At 66.1% G+C, this 6,265-nt stretch carries 6 protein-coding genes; 4 read left to right on the top strand and 2 right to left on the bottom strand.

Annotated elements, in window-relative coordinates:
* The 3 genes from AC1DW9_RS31240 to AC1DW9_RS31230 form a co-directional block, all read left to right on the top strand.
* A partial coding sequence (locus AC1DW9_RS31240) for a hypothetical protein (protein WP_476855289.1) occupies window positions 1-195 on the top strand: 195 nt, incomplete at its 5' end.
* Between the two features lie 359 nt (window positions 196-554).
* Window positions 555-2,579 carry a peptidoglycan DD-metalloendopeptidase family protein gene (locus tag AC1DW9_RS31235; RefSeq protein ID WP_476855288.1) on the top strand — a complete coding sequence of 675 codons (2,025 nt, stop codon included), beginning with the start codon at window positions 555-557 and terminating at the stop codon, window positions 2,577-2,579.
* A gap of 134 nt (window positions 2,580-2,713) precedes the next feature.
* Window positions 2,714-3,631 carry an AEC family transporter gene (locus AC1DW9_RS31230; RefSeq protein WP_441493326.1) on the top strand — a complete coding sequence of 306 codons (918 nt, stop codon included), beginning with the start codon at window positions 2,714-2,716 and terminating at the stop codon, window positions 3,629-3,631.
* 89 nt (window positions 3,632-3,720) lie between these two features.
* Here the strand turns inward: AC1DW9_RS31230 and gluQRS are convergent, their stop codons facing one another.
* Window positions 3,721-4,617: a tRNA glutamyl-Q(34) synthetase GluQRS gene (gluQRS, locus tag AC1DW9_RS31225; RefSeq protein ID WP_476855287.1), complete on the bottom strand. Its 897-nt coding sequence runs from the start codon at window positions 4,615-4,617 to the stop codon at window positions 3,721-3,723.
* Window positions 4,618-4,736: 119 nt separating this feature from the next.
* On the opposite strand from gluQRS, the gene AC1DW9_RS31220 reads away from it, so the two are divergent.
* Window positions 4,737-5,378: a DNA-3-methyladenine glycosylase family protein gene (locus tag AC1DW9_RS31220; protein ID WP_476855286.1), complete on the top strand. Its 642-nt coding sequence runs from the start codon at window positions 4,737-4,739 to the stop codon at window positions 5,376-5,378.
* 70 nt (window positions 5,379-5,448) lie between these two features.
* Here AC1DW9_RS31220 and AC1DW9_RS31215 read toward each other — a convergent pair whose 3' ends face one another.
* Window positions 5,449-6,234 (bottom strand): HpcH/HpaI aldolase family protein, encoded by a 786-nt coding sequence (locus tag AC1DW9_RS31215; RefSeq protein WP_113513399.1) that lies wholly within the window; start codon window positions 6,232-6,234, stop codon window positions 5,449-5,451.
* Between the last annotated feature and the right edge of the window lie 31 nt (window positions 6,235-6,265).

Genomic DNA, 6,265 nt, shown 5'->3' with positions numbered 1-6,265 from the left:
GTAACCAGCGATGGCTCTTGTAAACGCAGCACACCGAAGTCTCGTTTGACTTGCCCGAAAGCAAGTCCGCAAGAACATCGCCGTCCACGTTTCTCTTTCTGTCTTCAGTTTTCAAACAGCGGTGCGTCTAACAAAGACAAGCAGGCCAACCGATCTCTCGGCTACAAGGCCCGAAGCTCTCATGAAGCGCAGTAGAGCGGCCCCGCCAGCGGCGGCGCCGTCTCGATGGCTGCGTTATAGGCCCCACCMTCTCGACCTGTCAACGCCAAAACAAAACTTTTCCGACAGTTCGATGACTTTTTGTCCCGGCTCGCCGATCCCGACTTTATCCATCGCGCGCGTACGAGCGCGGCGCGCGCCCTACGTGCGTGGCGCCCGCAAAGAGCCGTAATCGACGGCCAAAGCCCCGCAGCGGCTCCGACCGCGGATTGATTCCGGGCTGCGACCCGGGCATGGTCGGAACCAGGCGCGTACGCGTGCAGCAGATGCGGCTTCTTCGGAATTCCGGCCCGCCCGGGCACCGGACCAGGATCAGGATTCTCTGACGACCAGCGATGAACGCCCATCCCGAGCTCAGCACGCCAGCAGAACCGCTATCGCCGGAAGCCGCCGCGCTTCTGGTCGATCTCGGTATCGAGCCGCCGATCCGGCCGGATGGTGCTCCGCATCAGGCGTTGGACCGGCGTGGCGTCTCGCTGCGCTGGTTGGCCGCCTGCGCGCTGGTCGGCTCCTGCGGCGCAGCCCTGCTCGGTGGGGCGATCCTGGTCTCGACCCGCGGGGATACGAGTTTCCCCGAGCAGCCCGAAATGGTGACCGCGCGCGGCCCGTCCTCTGCCGGCCTGGGTGGCGGGGCGCGCAAGGCGGACAAGCTGGTGGCGGACCAGCCTGTCATGGCGGCCCGACACAGCGCTCGCGCGCCCATGTCCCAACGCGTCGGTGACCGTGAGGTCATCCGCGTGCGCCCCTTCGTACGGCTTGCCTCCAACCTGTCGCTGACTACCGGCGTCTACGCGACGAGCATCCCGCCCTTCAATCCGCTGCGCCTGTTTGCGGAAGGTGGCCAGCCCGCCGAGCGCTATGCCGAACCGGCCGGCGACATGCCGGATGCCGATGTCACCATCGTCAAGCGCGACCTCACCACGATCGCGATTCCGCCCGCGCGCCCACGCCTCGGCGACCCCGACGTGAYCAAGCAGGTCGAGGAAGAGCGCGCCAACCAGGCCGTGGCGGGCCGGCAACGCCCCTTGCCGATCCCACCACAGCTGATGCTCAGCCGCACGCTGGGCGGCGGTGCGGCGCCCAGCGCCACGAACGATCTTCTTGCCTATTCTCCGGCCACGGACACGCGCTTCTCCGGCATCGAGGTGCGCGTCGTCCCTGAAAATGTCACCAACGCACTGAAGACGCCCATCCCCGCATCCCGCGAGCCGCTTGTCGAGGACAAGCTGCTGATCACCCGGCGCGGCGAGAATTTCGAACAGGTCATGCGCAATGCCGGAGCTCCGGCCGAGCAGATCAGGGCGATGATCCAGGCCTTCAGCGGCAAGGTGCGCGTTGCCGCCTTGCCGGATGGCCAAGTCCTGCAAGCGCTGTTTGCACCCGGTCCGCGGCCAGGCGATCCGCGCCAGATCGTTCGCGTCTCGCTGCTCACCAACGGCCAGCCCGAGGCGACGATTGCGGTCAACGACCAGGGCGCTTTCGTTCCGGTCTCGCTGCCGAAGCAGGAGATCGTCGGCACGCCCCGCAGGGCAACCACGGAAGACGAAGAGGACGAGGAGGATACCGGCGGCGCCAGGCTCTATGAGAGCCTCTACGAGACCGGATTGCGCCACGACCTGCCGCGCCCGATGATCGACGAGCTGGTTCGGATTTTCTCCTACGACCTGGACTTCCAGCAGCGCGTGCGCGGCGGCGACAATCTCGAGGTGATCTTCACCGAGGACGAGGAAGGCGAGCGCGGTGAAATCCTGTCGGCAACGCTCACCATCAACGGCGATACCCGCCGGGTCTTTCGCTATCAGTCCCCTGAAGACGGCCTGATCGACTATTTTGACGAGGAAGGTCGCTCGCTGAAGAAGTTCCTGCTGCGCAAGCCGATCACCGATGCCGAGATGCGCTCCGGCTTCGGCATGCGCTACCACCCGGTCATGCGCTATTCGAAGATGCATACCGGCGTCGACTGGGCCAACCGCATCGGCACGCCGATCCTGGCCGCCGGCAACGGCACGGTGATCAAGGCCGACTGGGCCTCCGGCTACGGTCGGCGGATCGAACTCCAGCACGCGAACGGGTATGTCACGACCTATTCGCACCAGTCGGGTTTTGCCAAGGGCATCGCTGCCGGTGTGAAAGTGCGCCAGGGCCAGGTCATCGGCTATCTCGGCAATACCGGCCTCTCCACCGGACCGCATCTGCACTACGAGGTCATGGTCAACGGCAACTTCGTGAATCCGATGAAGATCCGCGTTCCGCGAGGACGCGAGCTCGAAGGCAAGACGCTGGCCGAGTTCAAGCGCCAGCGCGACGAGATCCAGGGCTTGATCGTGCGCTCGGGCGGCGTGCTGGCCCAGGCGCGCTAGTGCCCTCGCGGGACTGACCGAAAACGCGGCACGGCTATGCCGCTATTTGCGCCACCGCTTCCTTGACTTTGCCTGCTGCAAGACCGATCGCGAGGGGCGCCTTCCCGCTCCCGCTCATCGAATCTGTCGCGCCGATGCTCTCCTCCCTGCTTGTCGTCCTGCCCGTCTTCGGCCTGATCGGCCTCGGCTATGTCGCCCGCTGGACGAAGCTGGTCCGCGAGACGACCGGCGAAGGTCTTTCCGACTTCGTCTTCGTTCTGGCCGTGCCCTGCCTGCTGTTCCGGACGCTGGCCAAGGCCGACATCCCGGCGAGCCAACCCTGGGGCTACTGGATCTCCTATTTCACCGGCCTCACCATCGTCTGGGCCCTGGCCATGCTGATTGCGCACCGCGTCTTCAGCCGTAAGGGACCGGAGTTGGTGGTCTCGGGCTTCGCCGCGGCCCAGTCCAACACGGTCTTCGTCGGCGTGCCGATGATCCTGAAGGCCTATGGCGATGCCGGCGCGGTGCCGCTCGGCCTGCTGCTGGCGATCCACCTGCCTGTGACGATGACGGCGGCAACCCTGCTCGCCGAGGGCCGCTCGGCGTCGCTGAAGATGATGGCCCGCAGGCTCTTCACCCATCCCATCATCATCGGCATCCTGCTCGGCTCGGCGGTGCGGCCGGTGATCGGCTTCATCCCAGCCCCGGTCTGGACATTGGTCGACCTGCTCGCCGGTGCCGCGGTCCCTTGCGCCTTGATCAGCCTCGGCATCGCCATGCGGCGCTACGGGCTGGAATCGGGTCTCGGTCTGCCGGCCGTATTGAGCGCCCTCAAGCTCGGCCTTCACCCGCTGATCGTCTATCTGCTGGCGACCCGCGTCTTCGAGATGCCGGCGCACTGGTCAGGCGTCGCAGTGCTCTTCGCCGCCTGCCCCTGCGGGATCAACGCCTATCTCTTCGCCGAGCGCTATCGGCAGGGTGTCGCCGATGCCTCGAGCGCGATCGCGCTCTCGACCATGCTCTCGCTCTTTACCACCGCGGCCTGGCTGACCTGGCTCGGCGTCGGCTGAACCGCCGATGCATCGGCCCAAAAAATGGGTTGCCGCTTTCGGGCCGATCCAAACATAGCCCGCGGACCGGATATGGGATCCGGCCCGATCTAGGCAAAACCGAGCCGCGCGCGGATGTCTGCGGCCGTAACACCCTGTGCCCTCAGCTCCGCGAGGCCTTCCGACATCCGGCTCTTGGCGAGCTTCTGGCCGGTCTCGTCCTGCAACAACCGATGGAAGTGGTAACGCGGCACCGGCAGGTCGAGCAGGTGTTGCAGCACGAGATGGATATCGGTCGCCGCTTCGAGATCCCGTCCGCGCACGACGTGCGTGACGCCCTGAAGCGCGTCATCCGCGACTACGGCAAGGTGGTAGCTGGTCGGCACGTCCTTGCGTGCCAGAACCACATCCCCCCAGCGCGCGGGAGCAGCCGCTACACGCGTCACTCGCCCATCCTCATCGAAGAGCGGATACCCGACCTCCCCGCCGATCCCTGCCGCCGCCCGCCCCATCGCCAGCCGCAACACATGGGCCTCGCCGCTCGCCGCGCGCTTGCCCGCGTCATCGGGAAGCAGCGCGCAGCAAGTCCCGGGATAGAGCGGCGATCCGTCGGGATCGCGCGGCCAGGGCCGGCCCGCCTCTGCTTCCTTGACCTCCACTGCACGCATGATCTGCCCGCGCGAGCAGAAGCAGGGATAGATCAGCGCCTTCGCCTGCAGCCGGCCGAGCGCGGCGCGATAATCGTCGAAATGTTCGGACTGCCGGCGGATGGCGGCGTCGAAGCGGATGCCGAGCCAGGCGAGATCGTCATGGATGCCTTGCTCGAATTCCGGCCGACAGCGCGCGACGTCGATATCCTCGATGCGCAGCAGCAGCYTGCCGCCCAATCGCTTGGCCAGGCGCTCGTTCATCAGCGCCGAGAAAGCGTGGCCGAGATGTAGCCGGCCGTTCGGGCTGGGCGCGAAACGAAACACCGGTCTGTCGCAATCGCGTGAGGACGTTGCCATGGGCCCTCTCTATGGTCTGGCCATGACTGGGCCAAGTCTTCAGGAATGCCTAAGTCTTCGGACACAGCCAACTCTCCTGACGCGCGCGCACTGCCACCATCCCGGTTCAAGAAGCGACGATGACCAGAATCACCTGTGACGCCGACCTCGAAGAGGGCATGGCCGCGCTCCGCCCGCTTCACCCGAGCTGGAGCGCCATCATCGACCGGACCGGCCTGCCGCCGCTGCGTCGCCGCGAGGGCGGCTTCAAGGGGCTGGCAACGATCATCGTGGCGCAGCAGCTTTCGGTGGCGAGCGCGCGCGCCGTCTGGACCCGGGTCGAGTCGGTCCTGACGCCGCTCACGCCGGAGCGCGTGCTCGCTGCAAGCGATGAGGATATGCGGCTGTCCGGTCTCTCGCGGCCGAAGCAGCGCACCCTGCGCGCCGTTGCCGCGGCAATGGTCGACGGAACGCTCGACCTGGGGTCTCTGGAGGGCGGTACGCCGGAATATATCCACGAGCACATGACCGCCGTCTCCGGCATCGGACCCTGGACCGCGGATATCTATCTGTTGTTCTGCCTCGGACACCGCGACGGCTTCGCAGCCGGCGATCTCGCCATCCAGGAGGCTGCACGCGTCGCCTTCGGCCTCGATGYCCGCCCGAAACCGGGCGAGCTGCAGGAGATGGCCGAGGCCTGGCGCCCCTGGCGCGGCGTGGCAGCCAGACTGCTCTGGGCCTACTACGCCGCGCTGAAGCGCCGCGAGGGGATCAACGCCTAAAGCATCGGTCCGCGAAGTGGAGTGCGGCTTTCGGGAAAGCCGATGCGAATACAGAAGGTTGGATCGGACCTTAGCCGCGAACCACTTTGAGCGCGGCCTGAGCGGCCGCGCGCAGGAAGCCCGAATCGCTCATCACGGTGACAAGCCTGGCTCCCATCTCGACACCCTCCTTCGCCCTCTCGGCGGTGGCGGCATAGAATGCGACCGGCTTGTTCACGGCAGACGCACGGGCCACGATGTGACGCAGGGCCTCGTCGACCTCCTTCGCCGAGGCGTTGACCGACGCTCCGCCGGACAATGCGATCGAAAGATCGGATGGGCCAACGAACAACGCGTCGATGCCTTCAAGCGCCAGAATATCGTCGAGAATCGCCATGGCCTCGCGCGTCTCGATCATCGCGAAGGTCATCGAGAAACGATTGGCGGCCTTGAGATAGCTATTGGCATCGAGCCCCGAAGCGCCCAGGCCGCCATAGCTGCCCCAGCTGCGTTCTCCGAGCGGCGGATACTTGGCATAGGCCGCCAGACGGCGCGCATCCTCCATGGTGTTGATCATCGGCGCGATCACGCCCGAGACGCCGGCATCGAACAGCTTCGACACGTTCTGGAATTCGCCAACCGCGATCCGCGCCAAAGCAGGCTTTCCGGCCGCATTGATCAGCGGGATCGCCCGGATGACCTCGCCAAGCGTGATCGGCCCGTGCTGCATGTCGAGCGTGACGGCGTCAAAACCTTCCTGCGCGAGCACTCCGGCAATGCTCGGATCGGGAAGCCCGCACCAGGCAGACAGGAGCGTATCGCCCTTGGCGAGACGATCGGCGAGCGAGGACAGGACGGTTGGCTTGGCGGAAGACATCGGCGTTTTCATCCGGTTGAGCCCGCTCTTG

The organism is Allobosea sp. P4_E12, from assembly GCF_056401655.1.
The sequence above is the reverse complement of the archived record's forward strand: the minus strand, read 5'-3'. Positions and strand labels throughout refer to the sequence as shown.